The organism is Streptococcus porcinus (genome assembly GCF_900475415.1).
Classification (GTDB): Bacteria; Bacillota; Bacilli; order Lactobacillales; family Streptococcaceae; genus Streptococcus; species Streptococcus porcinus.
Genome location: NZ_LS483388.1, coordinates 1,904,618 through 1,922,139, shown reverse-complemented (window position 1 = coordinate 1,922,139; position 17,522 = coordinate 1,904,618). Strand labels below are relative to the sequence as shown.

Here is a 17,522-nt window from a genome sequence, read left to right as displayed (position 1 = left end):
CTTGCGCAATTGAATAATTCGTGTTAGAATATCTCTACGGAGGGCGCTATGGCACAGAAAAAAGCAAGCCTAGCCTGTGTCGAGTGTGGGAGCCGAAACTATTCAATTGGGGTTAGTAGTACGCCTAAAGCGACACGACTAGAAGTAAATAAATTTTGTAAACATTGTAAAAAGTATACGTTACATAAAGAAACACGTTAGGAGAGTCTGATGGGATTTATCAGTGGTATTTTTACATTATTGAAAGATACAACCTGGCCAAATAGAAAACAACGTTGGAAAGATTTTATTGCAGTACTTGAATACACTGCATTCTTTACTATTATTATTTTCATTTTTGACCACCTATTATCTAAAGGTATCTTATCAATAATTACCTATTTTAACTAAAACAAGGCCGACATCCTTCGGCTTTTTTTGTTTGCATTCAGGAAATCATTGACAGGACTAGGGACTTGGATTATAATGAGGGTAACGAAATCATTCCAAAAGCCGTCTTAGGCTTTTTTCTGATGAAAGGAAAATATATGTTAGACTCATTTGATAAGGGTTGGTTTGTGCTTCAAACTTATTCTGGTTATGAAAATAAAGTGAAAGAAAACCTCTTGCAACGTGCTCAAACCTACAATATGTTAGACAATATTCTACGTGTTGAGATTCCTACACAAACAGTGAATATTGAAAAAAATGGTCAAACCAAAGAAGTTGAAGAAAATCGCTTCCCTGGATACGTTTTAGTGGAAATGGTTATGACGGATGAAGCTTGGTTTGTTGTTCGTAATACGCCAAATGTTACAGGATTTGTTGGTTCTCACGGGAACCGTTCAAAACCAACCCCGTTACTTGAAGAAGAGATTCGTTCAATCCTCCTTTCAATGGGACAAACGATTGATGTCTTCGACACTAATATCAAAGAAGGTGATGTTGTTCAAATCATTGATGGGGCCTTCATGGGACAAGAAGGTCGAGTTGTTGAGATTGAGAACAATAAGGTTAAATTAACGCTTAATATGTTTGGTTCTGAAACCATTGCCGAAGTTGAGCTATATCAGATTGCAGAGTTGCAATAATGATATGTGATAAAAATTAGAAAAATCAAGTGCTAGATATGTAGTCTAGTGCTTTTTTGTTTAAAACTGACATTTTTTTGTAATGTAATTAATAAACAAATACAATAAACCAATATTGATTTAATGAAAATAAAAAGTTATAATATCATTAGCCTTATGTTTAGAAAAAGGTTATAAAAATTATCTTTAAATAAGAAAAGGAGTTGAAATGAAAGAAAATAAGCGTATGAAATACTACCTCAGAAAATCTGCCTACGGTTTAGCAGCTGTTTCTGTGGCTGTCTTAGCAGGGGGAAGCGTTGTATCAGCGCATGAAGTAAGTAACGATCCATCACCAGTAGTGGCAAAAGAAAATTCTGAAAAAAATGAAGAAGCCAAAAAAGAAGAGACATTAGAATCTGCTAAAGAAAAGTCGAAAAAGGTTGAAAAAGTTGATAAAGAGGTTCAATTAGAAACTGCTAAAAAGGACGCTTTAGAGGAGTTAGAAGCATTAGGAGCTAGTAGTTTAATAAAAAAAATAGCAGATTCTGCAAAAACAATTGAAGGTCTAGAAGAATTCTTGAAGCAAACGCTACCAAGTTTAAGAGCAATCCACAAAGATAAGTTAGAAGAAGAACTTAAACGCGAAGTAGCCGAAGAACATCCTGAAATTCTTGAAAATGAGGAAGAAGGAAAAGTTGAAAATACGGAAGATAAGAATTCGGAAAGTGAAGCTGTTCAACCAGAAAAACCAGAAACAGAAGTAGAGACAACTGATTCCGATACAGAAAACTCAGGAGAAACAACTGAGCCACATACAGAAGAAATGGTTGAATCACTTACAAAAGATACAACCGAAACAGTTGATAACGAAAAAGAACAAGAAAAAGCAAAACAAAACGAGGTGGCTCAAGAAACAAATCGTCCACAAGAAACAAAGAGAATTGCGGAAAGTGCGGCACCACAAGCAATGCCACGATCAGATAAAGCATCTCATTACGCATCAACTTTACCTGTAACTGGTGAAGATAACAGCCCAATCTTAACAGCAATTGCAATGTCTGTTATAGCAGCTTCAGGTATGGTAGCATACGGTACAAAACGTAAAAAACAGTAATGATTTAGAGTATTGAAAAGATGGGGATTCCCGTCTTTTTTTGGTCATTGCTAGTTATAACACTTATAAGCGAAAAAAGAGCTATTGCTTGTGATTCCCCATTTATTAACCATTGATTTCATGCTATAATAGAAAGAACTAGACTTTTGACATGGGAGATTCCATATGACATTTTATAATCACAAAGAAATAGAGCCTAAATGGCAGGCTTACTGGGCTAAAAATCATACCTTTAAAACGGGAACGGATGCTTCAAAACCTAAATTTTATGCTTTAGATATGTTTCCTTATCCTTCTGGTGCTGGCTTACACGTTGGTCACCCTGAGGGCTATACAGCTACTGATATTTTGAGCCGTTTTAAACGGGCTCAAGGCTATAATGTCCTTCATCCAATGGGATGGGATGCTTTTGGGTTGCCGGCTGAACAATATGCTATGGACACTGGAAATGATCCCGCTGAATTTACAGCAGAAAACATTGCCAATTTCAAGCGTCAAATTAATGCTCTAGGTTTCTCCTATGACTGGGAGCGAGAAATCAATACAACAGATCCCAACTATTATAAGTGGACACAATGGATTTTTACGAAACTCTATGAAAAAGGCTTGGCTTATGAAGCCGAAGTACCTGTCAACTGGGTTGAAGAGCTTGGAACTGCAATTGCTAATGAGGAAGTACTACCTGATGGAACTTCAGAACGTGGTGGTTATCCAGTTGTCCGTAAACCAATGCGTCAGTGGATGCTTAAAATCACAGCCTATGCGGAACGACTTCTCGAAGACCTTGAAGAAGTAGATTGGCCAGAGTCCATCAAAGACATGCAAAGGAATTGGATTGGTAAATCAGTAGGGGCTAATGTCACATTTGCAGTTAAGGATTCTAGCGAAAGTTTCACTGTTTTCACCACTCGTCCTGACACCTTGTTTGGAGCTACCTATGCAGTTCTGGCTCCAGAGCATGCGCTTGTTGATGCTATTACGAGTACAGAACAAGCTGAAGCGGTAGCTGAATATAAACGTCAGGCAAGCCTTAAATCAGATTTAGCGCGTACAGACTTAGCCAAAGAAAAAACGGGTGTTTGGACTGGTAGCTATGCCATTAACCCAGTAAATGGACAAGCAATGCCGATTTGGATTGCTGACTATGTTTTAGCAAGCTATGGAACAGGTGCTATTATGGCCGTTCCTGCTCATGATGAACGTGATTGGGAATTTGCGAAGCAATTTGATCTTGACATTATTCCTGTTTTAGAAGGGGGTAATGTTGAGGAAGCAGCCTACACAGAAGATGGACTTCATATTAATTCTGACTTCCTAAATGGTCTCAACAAAGAAGATGCCATCGCTAAAATGGTTGCTTGGTTGGAAGAACAGCAAGTTGGCAATGAGAAAGTGACTTATCGCTTACGTGATTGGCTCTTTTCACGTCAACGCTATTGGGGGGAACCAATTCCGATTATACATTGGGAGGATGGGACTTCAACAGCTGTGCCAGAAGATCAACTACCGTTGATTCTTCCTGTAACGGGTGATATTCGTCCTTCAGGCACTGGTGAGTCGCCTTTGGCCAATCTTACGGATTGGTTAGAAGTGGTTCGTGAAGATGGTGTTAAAGGTCGTCGCGAGACTAATACGATGCCCCAATGGGCAGGATCTAGTTGGTACTATTTACGCTATATTGATCCTCATAATGATCAGGCTTTGGCAGATCCCGAATTATTAAAACAATGGTTGCCGGTTGATATTTACGTGGGTGGTGCGGAGCATGCTGTTCTTCACTTGCTCTATGCGCGATTCTGGCATAAGGTTCTTTACGATTTAGGGATTGTGCCGACTAAAGAGCCATTCCAAAAGCTCTTTAACCAAGGAATGATTTTGGGAACAAGCTATCGTGATCATCGCGGGGCGCTTGTGGCAACAGATAAGGTTGAAAAACGTGATGGTTCCTATTTCCACATGGAAACTGGCGAAGAATTAGAACAAGCACCAGCTAAAATGTCGAAGTCTCTTAAGAATGTCGTTAATCCTGATGATGTGATAGAAGAGTACGGTGCGGATACTCTGCGTGTTTATGAAATGTTCATGGGTCCCCTTGATGCTTCTATCGCTTGGTCTGAGGAAGGTCTTGAGGGCAGTCGTAAGTTCTTGGATCGCGTCTACCGACTTATTACGACTAAAACTATAGTTGCTGAGAATAATGGGGCTTTGGACAAGGTTTATCATGAGACCGTTAAAGCTGTTACTGAACAAATTGAAGTCATGAAATTTAATACAGCTATCGCTCAACTGATGATTTTCATTAATGCAGCTAATAAAGAGGAAAGTCTCTTTGTTGACTACGCCAAAGGCTTTATCCAATTAATTGCTCCATTTGCGCCTCACTTGGGGGAAGAATTATGGCATAAAGTGACTGGCTCAGAAGAATCATTAACCCATGTCGCTTGGCCTATTTGGGATGAGAGTAAGCTCGTCGAGAATGAAATTGAAATTGTTGTACAAATCAAAGGTAAAGTTAAAGCGAAGCTTTTAGTAGCCAAAGATTTACCAAAAGATCAATTAGAAGCTGTCGCTCTGGCTAACGAAAAAGTTCAAGTTGAAATTGCAGGTAAAGAAGTGCTGAAAGTCATAGTTGTACCTAATAAATTGGTTAATATTGTCGTGAAATAAGCCAGTTATTCCTTTTATGAATAATAGAATAAACAAAGTATCTCCTTAATTTTAGGGAGATACTTTTTTGATGCTTAAGACTCTGGTCCATTTTTGAACACAAAGCTGTGTGATACTTGGTCTTTTTTAAAACGCTTTCAATTTTTATAATAAAGATATAAAAATATTTAATAACTTTGAAAAGAGGTAGTCGTCATGGAATTGTTCCTAGCTCCCCTAAATTGGTTCTCGCAAAATATTTTGCAGAATCCAGCTTTTTTTGTAGGTCTTTTGGTACTGATTGGGTACATGCTACTCAATAAACCTCCGCATGAAGTTTTTGCCGGTTTCATTAAAGCAACAGTCGGCTATTTAATTTTGAACGTTGGTGCGGGTGGTCTTGTTACTACATTTAGACCGATTTTAGTGGCTTTAGCTAAGAAATTTGAATTGAAAGCGGCAGTTATTGACCCTTATTTTGGTTTGGCAGCAGCAAATGCCAAGTTGGAAGGTATGGGGTTCATTAGCGTTGCCACTACTGCCTTGCTGATTGGGTTTGGGGTTAACATTCTATTGGTAGCTCTTCGTAAAGTGACTAAGATTCGTACTCTTTTTATTACGGGTCACATTATGGTCCAACAAGCAGCAACTATTTCTGTTTTTGTCCTTCTTTTAATCCCGCAATTTCAAAATGCTTTTGGAGCATGGGCAGTAGGTATTATTTGTGGACTTTATTGGGCAGTAAGCTCTAATATGACGGTTGAAGCTACTCAACGCTTGACTGGCGGTGGAGGTTTTGCTATTGGCCACCAACAACAATTTGCGATTTGGTTCGTGGATAAAGTAGCTCCCTTCTTTGGTAAAAAAGAAGAAAACCTTGATAATCTGAAGTTACCAACTTTTCTAAGTATTTTCCATGATACTGTTGTTGCTTCAGCTACTTTAATGTTAGTCTTCTTCGGTGGGATTCTAGCTGTACTTGGTCCAGACATCATGTCTAATGTTAAGTTAATTGGACCTGGAGCTTTTGTACCTGCTAAGCAAGCCTTCTTCATGTACATTCTACAGACATCACTTACTTTCTCAGTTTATCTTTTTATCTTGATGCAAGGGGTGCGGATGTTTGTTTCTGAGTTAACCAATGCCTTCCAAGGTATTTCTAACAAACTCTTGCCGGGATCATTCCCTGCTGTTGATGTTGCAGCTTCTTATGGTTTTGGATCATCAAATGCAGTTCTTTCAGGATTTGCCTTTGGTCTTATTGGCCAATTGATAACCATTACATTATTAGTTGTCTTTAAAAATCCAATTCTAATCATCACAGGTTTTGTACCGGTCTTCTTTGATAATGCAGCTATTGCCGTTTTCGCAGATAAACGCGGTGGTTGGAAAGCAGCAGTTGCCTTATCCTTTATTTCTGGTGTGATCCAGGTTGCTTTAGGTGCTATTGCAGTTGGCTTACTTGATTTAGCTGGTGGTTACCATGGAAATATCGACTTCGAGTTCCCTTGGTTAGCTTTTGGTTATATCTTCAAATATTTGGGCATCCTTGGTTATATCGTCGTATGTCTCTTCTTCTTAGCTATTCCACAATTACAATTTGCTAAGGCTAAAGATAAAGAAGCTTACTACCGTGGTGAAGCACAACCAAAATAAAAGGGGTTTGTCCCTTGTTTGATTTGTCTTAGGATGGCTAAGCGCAAGAAAGAGATACTTATAACAGATAAGACTTGTTGACTATTCTATTGAGCAATAGTCAGCAAAGCTTATTAGGTTATTACACTATTTAAAAATAAACTCCAATCGTAAGAATTAATAACTAAATAGCTCTGCGATATATCAAAATGAAAGAAAAAGGAAAAAGATTATGGTTAAAATTTTAACAGCATGTGGAAATGGTATGGGATCATCTATGGTTATCAAAATGAAAGTTGAAAATGCTTTACGTCAACTTGGTGTAACGGATATTCAGTCTGCATCTTGTTCAGTCGGTGAAGCAAAAAGCTTAGCAGCGGGTTACGATATTGTGGTTGCTTCTAATCACTTAATTCATGAATTAGATGGTCGGACTAAAGGGCATCTGGTTGGTCTTGATAATTTAATGGATGACCAAGAAATCAAAGAGAAGCTTAGTCAAGTATTGTAAGCTTTTGATAAATCATTTGTTGAAAAGAAGCTTTTTGACTGACAGTAAAGAAAGGATATGACATGAACTTAAAACAAGCTTTTATCGAGAACAATTCTATTCGACTAGGCCTGTCAGCAGAAAGCTGGCAAGAGGCTGTTAAACTTTCAGTGGATCCCTTAATTGAAAGTGGTGCCGTTTTAGAAGAATATTATCAGGCAATTATTGATTCGACAGAAGAATACGGTCCCTATTATATTTTGATGCCAGGGATGGCCATGCCACACGCAAGGCCCGAAGCAGGTGTGCAAAGAGATGCTTTCTCATTAATTACATTAACCAATCCAGTTGTTTTCCCGGATGGTAAAGAGGTTCAGGTTCTGTTGGCTTTAGCAGCGACTAGCTCTGACATCCACACAACAGTAGCAATCCCTCAAATCATTGCACTATTTGATATGGAAAATTCAATTGATCGTCTTCTAGCATGTCAATCTTCTGAAGATGTTTTGGCTTTAGTAGAAGAATCAAAAAATAGTCCCTATCTTGAAGGTTTGGATTTGGAATCTTAAGGCTGACAGTCATGTCAAAAATATCGAACATTTAGAAAGAGGAATAGATAGTGTCAAAACATATCCCAAATTTACAAGTTGCTCTAGATCATTCTGATTTGCAAGGAGCTATTAAGGCCGCTGTTTCAGTTGGTCATGAAGTTGATGTTATTGAAGCGGGAACAGTTTGTTTGCTTCAAGTAGGTAGTGAGTTAGTGGAAGTTCTACGGAGTCTTTTCCCTGAAAAAATAATCGTTGCTGACACTAAGTGTGCTGATGCAGGCGGTACGGTCGCTAAAAACAATGCTCTTCGTGGAGCAGACTGGATGACTTGTATTTGTTGTGCTACTATTCCAACTATGGAGGCAGCCCTTAAGGCCATTAAAGAAATTCGTGGCGATAAAGGTGAGATACAAATTGAATTGTATGGAGACTGGACCTTTGAACAAGCACAATTGTGGTTAGACGCAGGGATTTCCCAAGCTATCTATCACCAATCCCGCGATGCTCTTTTAGCTGGTGAAACTTGGGGTGAAAAAGACCTTAAAAAGGTGAAAAAATTGATTGAAATGGGCTTCCGAGTATCAGTAACTGGAGGTCTAGATGTAAGCACCTTGAAGCTTTTTGAAGGGGTTGATGTCTTTACATTTATCGCAGGTCGTGGTATAACTGAGTCAGAAGATCCTGCTGCAGCGGCGCGTGCATTCAAAGACGAAATCAAACGTATTTGGGGGTAACCATATGGCGCGTCCTATTGGTATTTATGAAAAAGCTACGCCAAAACATTTTTCTTGGCGGGAACGCTTAGAATTTGCAAAAGATTTAGGCTTCGACTTTGTGGAAATGTCTGTGGACGAATCAGATGCTCGCCTTGCTCGGCTGGAGTGGAGCAAAGAAGAGCGTCTAGATATTGTTAAGGCTATTTATGAAACTGGGATTCGGATTCCAACAATTTGTTTCTCTGGACATAGACGTTATCCATTGGGCTCAAACGATCCGACTATTGAAACTAAATCACTTAATCTAATGAAACAATGTATTGAATTGGCTCAGGACCTGGGTGTTCGAACCATTCAATTAGCTGGTTATGACGTTTATTACGAAGAAAAATCACCTGAAACCCGTGCTCGTTTTATCAAAAACCTAAGAAAGGCTTGTGACTGGGCTGAAGAAGCGCAAGTCATGTTATCCATTGAAATTATGGATGATCCTTTTATCAATTCTATTGAAAAATATTTGGCAGTTGAAAAGGAGATAGATTCACCTTACCTCTTTGTTTATCCGGATACAGGGAATGTTTCTGCTTGGCATAATGATTTGTGGAGTGAATTTTACAATGGCCATAAATCTATTGCTGCTCTCCACCTAAAAGATACCTATGCTGTTACAGAAACCTGTAAAGGGCAATTTCGTGACGTTCCCTTTGGTCAAGGGTGTGTTGATTGGGAAGAGATGTTTGCTGTTATCAAGAAGACTAATTACAAGGGGCCTTTCTTGATTGAAATGTGGTCAGAAAATTGTGAGACGGTTGAGGAGACAGTGGCTGCTATCAAAGAAGCCCAAGCCTTCCTTTACCCACTTATTGAAAAAGCGGGATTGAGGTGACAGGATGAAAAATTTACAAGAAATGCGAGAACGTGTGTGTGCAGCTAACAAGTCTCTACCAGAACATGGACTTGTCAAATTCACTTGGGGTAATGTCTCAGAAGTATGTCGTGACCTAGGCTGCATTGTCATTAAACCCTCTGGTGTAGATTATGACCTATTGACACCAGAAAACATGGTTGTCACTGACCTTGAGGGAAATGTTATTGAAGGAGACTTAAATCCCTCATCAGACTTACCAACGCATGTACAACTTTATAAAGCGTGGCCTGAGGTTGGTGGTATTGTCCATACCCATTCTACAGAAGCAGTTGGTTGGGCTCAGGCAGGTCGTGATATTCCCTTTTATGGAACGACTCATGCGGACTACTTTTATGGTCCGATTCCTTGCGCTCGCTCTTTAACAATAGAAGAAGTCAATGGTGCTTATGAAAAAGAAACGGGTACTGTAATTCTAGAAGAATTTAGTAAACGTGAACTTGACCCGATGGCTGTGCCAGGGATTGTGGTGCGCAATCACGGTCCATTTACTTGGGGAAAAACGCCTGAACAAGCAGTTTATCATTCCGTTGTTTTAGAAGAAGTTGCTAAAATGAATCGTTTCACCGAACAGATTAATCCACGTGTGGAAGCAGCACCAAAATACATCATGGACAAGCATTATTTGCGTAAACACGGGCCTAATGCTTACTATGGTCAAAAAGGTGATGAGCACTGAGGTTGTCTTAACTCTGAAGAAGGGGAGAAACAATAACATAATACTTCGCTAACTATCCTTAGGTAAGTCGTATAGACTTACCTTTTTTTATTGTTACATTGGACAGATAAGATTTTTGAGTATAAGCGTAGTCGTCATCTGTCGTCGTTACTTGATAATTGCTTCAATCATGATATAATATGCGTAATGAACGATAGGATGATTAGGAGTTAGACATGTTTGAAAAGGTAACTATTAATGATATTGCTAAGTTAGTTGGAGTGTCAAAAGCTACCGTTTCTTATTACCTTAATGGGAACTATAAAAAGATGTCTCTAACGACGAAAGAAAAGATAAAGCAGGCAATTGATGTTACGGGCTACCAGCCAAGTAAAATTGCTCAGAGTTTAGTCACGCGTGATACACAGACTATAGGGGTAGTTATTGCTGATATTACCAACCCCTTTATCTCTTCGGTGATGAAAGGGATTCATGACACTTGCCAGCGATATGGTTATACGGTTAACTTCACTAACTCAGATAATAACCTTCAGATTGAGCTGGAGAACTTGCACCATTTAAAACAACAAGATGTGTCAGGTATCATTCTTGATTCCGTAGATCCTAATAACCCCTTTGTCAGTGCTTTTGATCCTCAAACCCTTGTCATGGTTGATAGGCAAGCCAACCAGCTTCAGTTTGATACAATTGTTTCTGACAATGAAGCCTCTACAAAACAATTTTTACAAGAGATGATTGCTGCAGGTTATCAGGAAATTTATTTTGTCAGTTTTCCGATTGAGGGAATTTCGACACGAGAATTGCGATATAAAGGCTTTAAAGAAATGGTTACAGCTAGTCAAGACCATTTAATCATTTTAGGTGAGGATGGCAGTGATGAGTATATTTTGAATATTATAAAGAATTCGTCTTCTAAGCCAGCCTTCTTGATGATGAACGGACCTACTCTTTTGAGTTTCATGAAAATTGTTAATCAGTCACCATATCATTATCCTAACGATTTTGGTCTGGGAACTTATGAAGACTTGGAATGGATGCAATTGTTGACGCCATCGGTGTCTTGTATCAAACAAGATTCTTATGGTATTGGTTGTTTGGCTGCGGATCACTTGATAACAAAGTTGAGAGGGGATAGATCTTCAGTTGCTAGTCCAGAACTGTTGGAAGTGGTTAACGAAATCATTATTCGTCACTCTTTTTAGAAATAATAGTGAGTCTAGAATTTCTAGACTCACTAAATTTTTAAAATAATTTCTTGTAAACGCTTGCTTTATTAGTTGGCTAGCGTTATAATAGTGATGTCTTTGGTTAACCGTTTAACGCAAAAGAAAAAGATTTTGTGTGTAACCGTTGCAGTTCAGGTCTTCGCCTCTATTTTTTTACGGAGTTGGTTAACCGTTTAACTCTAAAAGTGAGCTTGCTAAGGAGGTTTCATGCAGGTTAAAAAGTTATTAACAGATGATTTACCAGCTGCTTATGCTGTTTGCCGACTTCAGAAAGGAACTGCAGATTTTCTGTTAGTTGCTTCGGAAGTTGATGCTGCTTGTTTTGCTTATGATCTAAATCGAGGCCTTGATAAGCAAGTGGTTTGGCAGGATATCGGTGGAACGATGTCTATTGTACAAGTTCCGGGAACAATGAATTTTTTGGCGACACAGAAGTTTTATCCAGGTTTTAATGCTAAGGAATGTCAAATCATCTATGGTTTTTTCAATGGTAGCACTTGGAATATCCAAAAGATTGCAGATTTTCCTTATCTTCACAGATTTGATTTAGTTGAAAATCAGAGAGGAGAACTGTTATTTATTGGTGCAACTATTGCTAATTCGAAAGCTTTTGTCGAGGATTGGTCGGATAAGGGGCGACTTTTTGTGGGTAAGTTTGATAGTAAGTCATTATCGCTAGAGCAACTTAAAGAATTACCCTTGTGTCTGTTAAAGAACCATGGTTATTATAGAGCGAACTCAGAAGGTTATTCTTTGATTACAGCTGTAGAAGGGGTTGTTAAGCTGACTTATCCGGATTGTTCAGATACTGACGATTGGCGTTTAGATATTTTATATGGTCAGGAAACCAGCGACATTGTACAAGGAGATATTGATAATGATGGTCATATCGAGAATATAGTGATTCAAGGTTTCCATGGTGATCATTTGAGAGTGCTCTCTGAGGATTTCAATCACGAATTATACCATTACCCAGATTTAACTCCATTTGGTCACGCGATTTGGAGTGGAACTATCTCAGGTATTGCTTCTTTTGTTTTTGGCTGGCGGTCAGAAAAAGCAGAGCTTCGTGTTTTTAATTATCTAGATGGTCACTTTAAATCGTATTTAGTAGAAGCTGGGGTTGCATCAAGTAATTGTTTAGCTTTTGATAAAGATGGGAAGTCTTATCTGTTTTCTGCTAATAATGGTAGTCATCAGGTGGCCCTTTATGAATTATGTTTTTAAGGTCATAACCATATATTATAAATATTAAGGAGGATTTTATGACGAAAAAGAAAGTACTTGTTACAGGGATAGTCCCTCAAGAAGGACTGACAAAGCTCATGGATCAGTTTGATGTTACCTACTCAAAAGATGTACCGTTTTCAAGAGAGTATGTGCTTAAACATTTGAAAGATTATGATGCTTGGTTATTAATGGGGCATCAGGCTGACAAAGAGATGATTGATGCAGGAAAAAACTTACAGATTATTTCTTTAAATGCTGTTGGCTTTGACCACGTAGATATTGCTTATGCAAAAGAAAAAGGAATCACAGTTTCCAATTCTCCTCAAGCAGTACGTATACCGACTGCTGAAATGACTATTGCTTTAATGATGGCAACAACCAAACGTTTAGCCTTTTACGATAAAGTTGTAAGGGAAGGAAAATGGATTGATCCAAGTGAACGTCGTTATCAGGGGATGACTCTTCATGGGGCTACTTTGGGGATTTATGGCATGGGTCGCATCGGATCAACAGTGGCACAATTTGCAAAGGCTCTAGGTATGAATACTGTTTATAATGATGTTTATCGTTTACCAGTAGACCGTGAAAAAGAGTTAGGGGTCGCTTATCTAGAGTTTGATCAGCTTGTTAGTGAAGCTGATGTGATTACAATTCATGCGCCTTTATTACCATCAACTAGGCATAAGTTTGATAAAAATGTTTTCACGAAAATGAAGAATCGCAGTTATTTAATTAATGCTGCTCGTGGACCGATTGTTGCTGAGGAAGATTTGATTTGGGCACTTAAGGAAGGTCAAATTGCGGGTGCAGGACTCGATGTTTTTGAATTTGAACCAGAGGTATCTGAAGAACTACGTCAACTTGATAATGTTATCATGAGCCCGCATGCCGGAACAGGAACGATTGAAGGCCGTATTACCCTAGCTGAAGAGGCTGCTGCTAATATCCTATCTTTCTTTGATGGAAATGCTGTCAATGTTGTCAACGCATAAAATAAATCAGGCCTTACAGGTTTAGAAAAGGGATTTCATCTCTAAGTAAAATGTAAGCGCTTAATGTAAGTAAAAAGGTGACTCTATGTTAGAAGCTCTACACAAATTTTTCGAAGTTTTTGGTGCAGCAACGGTTGTACCTGCAATGATTTTTATTGTTAGTCTTTTTCTAAAAGTTAATCCTAAACGGGCTTTCTTCTGTGCTTTACGTGCAGGTGTTGGTCTAACGGGATTTGGCTGGATAATTTCGGCTTTTGCTCCAATGGTAACCAAATATATCCAGCAAATGGTTGAAACAACTGGACTTAACCTTCCTATTGTTGATATTGGTTGGCAGGCTGGATCTTTGACCGCCTTCTCTTCTGAAATTGGTTTGTCTTTCTTTGTCTTTGGTCTTTTGATTGAGCTTGTTTTATTCTTAACAGGTATTACTCGAGTGTTTGTACCTTCAAATTTATGGAATAATTTTGGTTACATGATTTGGGGGACAATGGCCTACGTAGCGACAGGAAACTTTGTTCTTTCTTTTGCTTTCATGGTTTTTGTTTTACTTTATTCGTTAGTGATGTCAGAAGTCTTAGCAGACCGTTGGTCAGAGTATTATGGAGTTAAAAATGCTACGATTAATTCTATTCATAATATTGAAACCCTTATTCCGGCTTTAATACTTGACCCCTTATGGAATTTGTTAGGCATTAATAAAGTTAAATTAAATCCAGAATCTTTGAAAACAAAACTTGGTATCTTTGGTGAGCCAATGACTTTAGGATTTATTTTAGGCTTAATCATTAGTATTTTAGGAAGTATAAAAAAACTTGCCTCTATAGAAACTTGGGGAGGAATCTTGTCCTTTGCTGTGGCATTGGCTGCAGTTATGACTATTTTTCCATTAATTACAGGCGTATTTGCTCAAGCATTTGCTCCCCTTGCTGAAGCTGTTGAACGAAACAAGAAGAAAGAAAATGAAGAGAGTTCAACTCTTTCTGATAAAAAACGTTGGTTTATTGCAGTGGATGATGGAGTAGGGTTTGGTGAACCAGCGACCATTATTGCTGGTTTGGTATTGGTGCCAATTATGGTCGTCATATCCCTTATATTGCCAGGAAATAAGGCGTTACCAGTAGTTGATTTGATTGCTATTCCTTTTATGATAGAGGCAATGATCGCAGTTACTAGAGGGAATATTTTAAAAGCTATTTTAAATGGAGTTGTTTGGTTTAGCTTAGGTCTGTATGCTGCTAGTGCACTTGGTCCGATTTATACCGACGCCGTTAAACAATTTGGAGCTGCTCTTCCTGCGGGAGTCACTTTGATTATGAGTTTTAACCTTCTTGCTCATCCGTTAACAGCGGTAGTCCTGTTTGCTTGGATTTCTGGTAATCCAATTTATATAGGTCTAACAATTGTCGTTTACTTAGCTTTCTTAGTTCTCCTACGAACAAGAAGAGAAGCTATCTATCGTTATTTAAAAGTAATGTCAGATAAAAACAGTGGATTTGAAGGCTCTAGCGAAAAAATTTTTATCTCAGAAGACTAGTTGTAATGGAGGAAATATACATGAAAAAAATTGATGGACATGCACATATTGTTAATACTATTGCTGGTTTTAATGGTAAAGGACGTCTAAATGCTATCGGCGATGGCTATGCTATTTGGGATGATGGAGATTTGATTAAATTAATTCCAGACGGCTATGGTGATCAATCGTTTACAGCAGAATCTTTTTTGAAATTTATGGATGCTAATGAGGTTGAAAAAGCAGTCATTCTACAAGGTCATCTCAATGGATACCAAAATTATTATACCCATCTTGCTATTAAAAAATATCCAGAACGCTTTACGGGAGCTTTTTCTGTAGATCCTTTCGCTGAAAATGCCATGCAGATTGTTCAACGTTATGTTGAAGTACTAGGTTTTCGTGCCATTAAATTTGAAATCAGCCAAGGTGGGGGTATTCACGGTTATCGTGGACAAAAAACACCATTTCGTTTAGATACAGATTCCCATGTTAGTCGTATTTTAACTTATCTCTTAAATTATCCTGGTTTTGTAGTGACCGTCGATTATGGCAATTGGGATCAAATCAGCCACCAACCTGATGCCATTGCTAATCTAGCTCGCCTATATTCAAGCCTTGATTTTGTCGTTTGTCACTTGTCATTCCCGCATGCTGATACACCAAATCGTCTGCGTGCAGAACTTAGCATGTGGAAGGACTTAGATAATGTCTATACTGATATTTCAGCTATTCAAGATATTGATAGTCCAGACCAATTTCCTTTTCCTAAATCTGAGCAAAATGTCCGTATTGCTAAAGAGATTCTGGGGGCAAAGCGTATTATTTGGGGAACAGATTCTCCTTGGTCAGCAACATTTAACACCTATGAAGAATTGGCAACTTGGTTAGAAGAAGTTGATATTTTTTCACAAGAAGAATTGGAAGATGTTCTCTATAACAATGCAGAACGTGTTTACTTCAAGCAGTCCGCTATTGAAGCTAATCAGCAAGCTATAGATCCTGTTACAAAAGATTTAGGTCTGTATTAAGAGATATTAGGAGTTTGGAACAATAAAGTGTTTCAAACTCATTTTGTCATTTGGAAACCTATGAACATTAGAGTTGTTTTGATATCAGCTCTCAACTATTGATAAATACAATATCCAAGTAAGTTATCATCAGGGAGAGCCAGTTGATATTTAAGAGGCTTACTCATTTTTATAAGAAAGGATAAGCGATGCGCTATTTTTTGAGTATTGATTATGGTGGAACAAGCACAAAAGCAATTTTATTTGATAATAAGGGGAGAGAAATTCTGGTGTCTTCTTTTCCAACTTTAAGAATAGAAAATAAACCTGGATTTCGCGAAATTGATTTGGAAACCATGTGGCAGGCCATCTGTGATTCTATCAAAGAAGTTATTAAAAAAGCAGCTATTAAGAGCTCAGACATTGCAGCGGTAGTGCCTATTGGTCATGGTAAAGGACTTTACTTGTTAAATAAAGACAAGGCAATTTTTTGCCACGGAATTTTATCAACGGATGAGCGTGCCAAAGATTTAGCAGCTAATTTTGAAACTAATATTGATGACCTTTGGGGGCTGACAAAGCAACATGTTGTAGGTGTTCAAAGTCCAGTTTTATTAAGATGGTTGAAAGAGTATGAACCTGCGATTTATGATCAGATTGGCTGGATTATGTCGGCAAAGGATTTTATTCGTTTTAAGTTAACGGGTAAAATTAATCAAGAATATGGCGATGCTTCAGGTAATCACTGGATAAATTTTCAAACAGGAACTTATGACCCAGCTATTCTAAGTTTTTTTGGCATTGATGAGATGTTTCAAGCACTGCCAAAGTTAGTGGATTGTAAGGATATCGTAGGTACAGTAACAAAAGAGGTTGCCAGTTTAACAGGATTAGTAGAAGGAACCCCGGTCTTAGGAGGCTTATTTGATATTGATGCATGCGCTATTGGTTCAGGTGTTTTAGAAGAAGACATGTTTAGTGTGATTTCTGGAACTTGGAATATCAATGCTTTTCCAAGCAAACAAGCGGCTAGTCAGAGTAGTGGTCAAATGAATTCTTCTTTTCCAAACTGTGATTTTTTGGTTGAAGCTAGTAGCCCAACTTCTGCTGGGAATTTAGATATTATTTTAAAAATGCTCATGTCAGAAGAAATGAAAAATATTGAAGAACATGGGGCTGAATCTATCTATGAGACTCTCGAAATATTTTTGGAGAACACAGATGCAACCTATAACGATCTTATTTTTCTCCCTTTTTTATATGGTAGCAATGTCTCCACAGATGCCAAGTCCTGTTTTTTTGGTTTAAGTACTCGAACTACCAAGTCACACATGCTACGTTCAGTTTATGAAGGGATTGCTTTTGCTCATAAACAACACATTGACCAACTTATCTTAGCTAAAGGTTCTGCTCCCCGGGTTATTAGAATGACTGGTGGAGCAACGCATTCAAAGGCTTGGGTTCAAATTTTTGCAGATATTCTAAACCTACCAATTGAGACAGTAGAAGCCAGTGAGGTAGGTGGTTTAGGGGGCGCTCTGATTGCTAGGTCGACCTTGGATAGTATTTCTTTGGAGCAAGCTGTGGCAGAAATGGTATCTGTCAAAGATTCTTATCAGCCAAATTCGGAACAAGGTCAGTATTACCAGAGAAAATATGACATCTATCAGCAATTATTAGGGGCCATGGCTCCCGCTTGGCAATCTTTAGCTGCCTTGTCGAAACTATCATAAAAAGAAT

General features: G+C 38.3%; 17 protein-coding genes. All 17 read left to right on the top strand.

Features of this window, described 5'->3' with window-relative positions; all coding sequences use genetic code 11:
• Positions 1 to 48: 48 nt before the first annotated feature.
• The 17 genes from rpmG (at position 49) to DQM45_RS09495 (ending at position 17,515) form a co-directional block, all read left to right on the top strand.
• Entirely contained in the window at positions 49 to 201 is a 153-nt protein-coding gene (gene rpmG / locus DQM45_RS09575) for a 50S ribosomal protein L33 (protein WP_077322630.1), read from the top strand.
• 9 nt (positions 202 to 210) lie between these two features.
• A complete protein-coding gene (secE, locus tag DQM45_RS09570; protein ID WP_003085088.1) occupies positions 211 to 390 on the top strand; it encodes a preprotein translocase subunit SecE in 180 nt (59 codons plus the stop codon).
• A gap of 137 nt (positions 391 to 527) precedes the next feature.
• Positions 528 to 1,070: a transcription termination/antitermination protein NusG gene (gene nusG, locus DQM45_RS09565; RefSeq protein ID WP_037598996.1), complete on the top strand. Its 543-nt coding sequence runs from the start codon at positions 528 to 530 to the stop codon at positions 1,068 to 1,070.
• A 208-nt stretch (positions 1,071 to 1,278) separates the two neighbouring features.
• A complete protein-coding gene (locus DQM45_RS09560) occupies positions 1,279 to 2,166 on the top strand; it encodes a YSIRK signal domain/LPXTG anchor domain surface protein (protein WP_003084264.1) in 888 nt (295 codons plus the stop codon).
• A gap of 165 nt (positions 2,167 to 2,331) precedes the next feature.
• Positions 2,332 to 4,833: a leucine--tRNA ligase gene (gene leuS, locus DQM45_RS09555; protein WP_003085116.1), complete on the top strand. Its 2,502-nt coding sequence runs from the start codon at positions 2,332 to 2,334 to the stop codon at positions 4,831 to 4,833.
• A gap of 195 nt (positions 4,834 to 5,028) precedes the next feature.
• Positions 5,029 to 6,468, top strand: coding sequence for a PTS sugar transporter subunit IIC (locus tag DQM45_RS09550; RefSeq protein ID WP_003082939.1), 1,440 nt, complete (start codon positions 5,029 to 5,031; stop codon positions 6,466 to 6,468).
• Between the two features lie 211 nt (positions 6,469 to 6,679).
• Positions 6,680 to 6,958, top strand: a complete 279-nt coding sequence (locus DQM45_RS09545) for a PTS sugar transporter subunit IIB (RefSeq protein WP_003083203.1) — start codon at positions 6,680 to 6,682, stop codon at positions 6,956 to 6,958.
• A gap of 62 nt (positions 6,959 to 7,020) precedes the next feature.
• Positions 7,021 to 7,506 carry a PTS sugar transporter subunit IIA gene (locus tag DQM45_RS09540; protein WP_003084677.1) on the top strand — a complete coding sequence of 162 codons (486 nt, stop codon included), beginning with the start codon at positions 7,021 to 7,023 and terminating at the stop codon, positions 7,504 to 7,506.
• Between the two features lie 50 nt (positions 7,507 to 7,556).
• Positions 7,557 to 8,222, top strand: a complete 666-nt coding sequence (locus DQM45_RS09535; protein WP_003082663.1) for a 3-keto-L-gulonate-6-phosphate decarboxylase UlaD — start codon at positions 7,557 to 7,559, stop codon at positions 8,220 to 8,222.
• 4 nt (positions 8,223 to 8,226) lie between these two features.
• Positions 8,227 to 9,090 (top strand): L-ribulose-5-phosphate 3-epimerase, encoded by an 864-nt coding sequence (locus DQM45_RS09530; protein ID WP_003084503.1) that lies wholly within the window; start codon positions 8,227 to 8,229, stop codon positions 9,088 to 9,090.
• Positions 9,091 to 9,094: 4 nt separating this feature from the next.
• Positions 9,095 to 9,808 carry an L-ribulose-5-phosphate 4-epimerase gene (locus tag DQM45_RS09525; RefSeq protein WP_003085874.1) on the top strand — a complete coding sequence of 238 codons (714 nt, stop codon included), beginning with the start codon at positions 9,095 to 9,097 and terminating at the stop codon, positions 9,806 to 9,808.
• Between the two features lie 215 nt (positions 9,809 to 10,023).
• Positions 10,024 to 11,010 (top strand): LacI family DNA-binding transcriptional regulator, encoded by a 987-nt coding sequence (locus DQM45_RS09520; protein ID WP_003084292.1) that lies wholly within the window; start codon positions 10,024 to 10,026, stop codon positions 11,008 to 11,010.
• Between the two features lie 231 nt (positions 11,011 to 11,241).
• Positions 11,242 to 12,261 (top strand): hypothetical protein, encoded by a 1,020-nt coding sequence (locus DQM45_RS09515; RefSeq protein ID WP_003085310.1) that lies wholly within the window; start codon positions 11,242 to 11,244, stop codon positions 12,259 to 12,261.
• Between the two features lie 38 nt (positions 12,262 to 12,299).
• Positions 12,300 to 13,256, top strand: coding sequence for an NAD(P)-dependent oxidoreductase (locus DQM45_RS09510; protein ID WP_003083825.1), 957 nt, complete (start codon positions 12,300 to 12,302; stop codon positions 13,254 to 13,256).
• 85 nt (positions 13,257 to 13,341) lie between these two features.
• Complete coding sequence (locus DQM45_RS09505) at positions 13,342 to 14,793, top strand: PTS galactitol transporter subunit IIC (RefSeq protein ID WP_003084588.1); 1,452 nt, start codon at positions 13,342 to 13,344, stop codon at positions 14,791 to 14,793.
• A 20-nt stretch (positions 14,794 to 14,813) separates the two neighbouring features.
• Positions 14,814 to 15,803, top strand: a complete 990-nt coding sequence (locus DQM45_RS09500; RefSeq protein WP_003083427.1) for an amidohydrolase family protein — start codon at positions 14,814 to 14,816, stop codon at positions 15,801 to 15,803.
• 188 nt (positions 15,804 to 15,991) lie between these two features.
• Complete coding sequence (locus tag DQM45_RS09495) at positions 15,992 to 17,515, top strand: FGGY-family carbohydrate kinase (RefSeq protein WP_003084942.1); 1,524 nt, start codon at positions 15,992 to 15,994, stop codon at positions 17,513 to 17,515.
• Positions 17,516 to 17,522: the final 7 nt, after the last annotated feature.

Coding starts and splice junctions, on each gene's coding strand:
- rpmG (WP_077322630.1), top strand. CDS start 49: ATGGCACAGAAAAAAGCAAGCCTAGCCTGTGTCGAGTGTGGGAGCCGA.
- secE (WP_003085088.1), top strand. CDS start 211: ATGGGATTTATCAGTGGTATTTTTACATTATTGAAAGATACAACCTGG.
- nusG (WP_037598996.1), top strand. CDS start 528: ATGTTAGACTCATTTGATAAGGGTTGGTTTGTGCTTCAAACTTATTCT.
- DQM45_RS09560 (WP_003084264.1), top strand. CDS start 1,279: ATGAAAGAAAATAAGCGTATGAAATACTACCTCAGAAAATCTGCCTAC.
- leuS (WP_003085116.1), top strand. CDS start 2,332: ATGACATTTTATAATCACAAAGAAATAGAGCCTAAATGGCAGGCTTAC.
- DQM45_RS09550 (WP_003082939.1), top strand. CDS start 5,029: ATGGAATTGTTCCTAGCTCCCCTAAATTGGTTCTCGCAAAATATTTTG.
- DQM45_RS09545 (WP_003083203.1), top strand. CDS start 6,680: ATGGTTAAAATTTTAACAGCATGTGGAAATGGTATGGGATCATCTATG.
- DQM45_RS09540 (WP_003084677.1), top strand. CDS start 7,021: ATGAACTTAAAACAAGCTTTTATCGAGAACAATTCTATTCGACTAGGC.
- DQM45_RS09530 (WP_003084503.1), top strand. CDS start 8,227: ATGGCGCGTCCTATTGGTATTTATGAAAAAGCTACGCCAAAACATTTT.
- DQM45_RS09525 (WP_003085874.1), top strand. CDS start 9,095: ATGAAAAATTTACAAGAAATGCGAGAACGTGTGTGTGCAGCTAACAAG.
- DQM45_RS09520 (WP_003084292.1), top strand. CDS start 10,024: ATGTTTGAAAAGGTAACTATTAATGATATTGCTAAGTTAGTTGGAGTG.
- DQM45_RS09515 (WP_003085310.1), top strand. CDS start 11,242: ATGCAGGTTAAAAAGTTATTAACAGATGATTTACCAGCTGCTTATGCT.
- DQM45_RS09510 (WP_003083825.1), top strand. CDS start 12,300: ATGACGAAAAAGAAAGTACTTGTTACAGGGATAGTCCCTCAAGAAGGA.
- DQM45_RS09505 (WP_003084588.1), top strand. CDS start 13,342: ATGTTAGAAGCTCTACACAAATTTTTCGAAGTTTTTGGTGCAGCAACG.
- DQM45_RS09500 (WP_003083427.1), top strand. CDS start 14,814: ATGAAAAAAATTGATGGACATGCACATATTGTTAATACTATTGCTGGT.
- DQM45_RS09495 (WP_003084942.1), top strand. CDS start 15,992: ATGCGCTATTTTTTGAGTATTGATTATGGTGGAACAAGCACAAAAGCA.